This window comes from Gordonia sp. (in: high G+C Gram-positive bacteria) (assembly GCF_049299075.1).
GTDB lineage: Bacteria > Actinomycetota > Actinomycetes > Mycobacteriales > Mycobacteriaceae > Gordonia.
On record NZ_JBAQWU010000403.1, the window covers coordinates 1 to 1,898 of the forward strand.

General features: G+C 69.6%; 2 protein-coding genes and 1 pseudogene. All 3 read right to left on the reverse strand.

Going from position 1 to position 1,898, the window contains the following annotated elements; all coding sequences use genetic code 11:
- Nucleotides 1-437: pseudogene (locus WAW85_RS12840) on the reverse strand (hypothetical protein); the annotation flags it as partial.
- Between the two features lie 11 nt (nucleotides 438-448).
- On the reverse strand, nucleotides 449-1,264 hold the full coding sequence (locus WAW85_RS12845; protein WP_422559997.1) for a carbon-nitrogen hydrolase family protein: 816 nt from the start codon (nucleotides 1,262-1,264) through the stop codon (nucleotides 449-451).
- A 55-nt stretch (nucleotides 1,265-1,319) separates the two neighbouring features.
- On the reverse strand, nucleotides 1,320-1,898 hold a 579-nt coding region (locus tag WAW85_RS12850), incomplete at its 5' end, for a class I SAM-dependent methyltransferase (RefSeq protein ID WP_422559998.1).

Here is a 1,898-nt window from a genome sequence, read left to right on the forward strand (position 1 = left end):
ACCCCGGACGGCAGGCTGGCCGGGGCCGCCGCCGGATCAGCACCGAGCGCCACACCCGCCAGCGCAGGCTCACTGAACGGCTCGAACACGTCGCCGGGCAGTACTTTGGTGTGCGGGTTGGTCGGCGCATCACCGGAAATCGGCGCGGTCGGTACCGGGGTACCGTGTTGCACGTTCAGCTCGTCGGTGGTCGGTTCAGCGAACACTGCACGGGCCGTCGGGGCATCGTCGTCGGCGTGGGCCGCGGCAGTCGCCGAACCAGCAGCAGCAGTGCTACCAGGCGACACTGCTGCCGACTCAGCGAGCACCGTCGACGAGTCGGCCAGCGCCGAGCTAGAGATCACGGTCGCCTCGGGAGTTGCCGTCGCCTCGGGAGCCACGGGCGTCGTACCGGAATCCTCGACGGGCTCGACGTCGGGCTTCTTCTCATCGCTCATGTGATCCCCCGCTATAGGTTCGGACCGGATCGGGGAATCTCGCGCTGGTTCTCCAGCACCGCCGACGCGGCTCGCGCATGCCCGACCGCAGACAGGTCGAGGTCGTGGACGCCGAGGTGACGCCCTGGACCGTATTCGGCGATAACGCTACCGAACGGATCTGAGATTCGACTGTGGCCGACCCCGGTCGGCGCCGAGTGGGCACCGAGGTCCGCGCCGTCGGGAAGCGCCTGGTCGACGGCGACCAGGAAGGTCGCGCTGTCCAGCGCGCGGGCACTGGCCAGCAGCTGCCACTGCGCCACTTTTCCCGGCCCCGAGCCCCACGAGGCGGGTACCGCGATCAGCTCCGCGCCGCGCCGCGCGAGTTCAGTGAACAGTGCCGGGAACCGAATGTCGTAGCAGGTGGCGACGCCGACGCGATGTCCGGCGATCTCCACCACGGTCGGCTCGCTGCCCGGTGCCACGGTGCGCGATTCGGCAAAGCCGAAGGCGTCGTACAGGTGGATCTTGTCGTACGAGGCGAGCGGTCGGCCAGGCACCGCGATGACCAGGGTGTTGTGCACCCGGCCGTCGTCGGACGGAGTGAACATCCCGGCGATCACCGCCACGCCGGTCTGTTGCGCCACCGCGTCCACGCCGCGCGCCCACGGCCCGTCCAGTGGCTCCGCGACGGGACCGAGCGGAACCCCGAATCGGCACATCATCGCCTCACCGAAGACGACCAGCTCCGCACCCTGTCGCGCCGCTTCGCCGGTCAGTTCGGTGAGCAGCGCCAGGTTCGCATCCGGGTCGGTGCCGGAATTGCATTGCGCCAGTGCGATTCGCATGTGCGCCATCGTAATTGCCCGGTCGGCCGCCCCGCAGAAGCAGATCTGCCCCGGGTCACCTGCGCGGCGCCACCGTCGACCACGGGACGGTCAAGACATTGTCGACGCTGCGGCCGCGCCGCAGCTGTACCGGCCAGCCCTCCGCACACAGCAAGTCGCGCGCACGCCGCCACCGCATCCGTGGCCCGAAAGGCTCATGGCCGGCAGCACGATCCCAGCAGCGGTCGGCGGCGAGCAGCAGATCGTGCACCGGCTCGCCCGGAATATTGCGGTGAATCAGCGCCTTGGGCAGGCGGGGCGCGAGCTCGGAGGGCCGGTCGGTGTGATCGGGCGCCCAGGCCAACGTCAACTCTATTGGGCCGTCGGCGTCGAGCAGCACCCAGCAGGATCGTCGCCCAATCTCATCGCACGTGCCCTCCACGAGATAGCCGCCCGGCGCCAGGTTCCCGCAGATCTGCTGCCAGGCCGACGCGACCTCGGCCTCGTCGTATTGGCGCAAGACATTGAAGGCACGCACCAACTGCGGCCGCAGGCCGGCCAGCTCGAAACCACCGAGCGCAAACCGGACGCCCTCGCTCGGCTCGGCGATGCGGTCCGGATCGATCTCCAGGCCGACCAGCTCCAGCTCCGGAAC

Bases quoted from the DNA above. Each gene is read 5' to 3' on its own strand.
- WAW85_RS12845 (WP_422559997.1), bottom strand. From the start codon at position 1,264: ATGCGAATCGCACTGGCGCAATGCAATTCCGGCACCGACCCGGATGCG.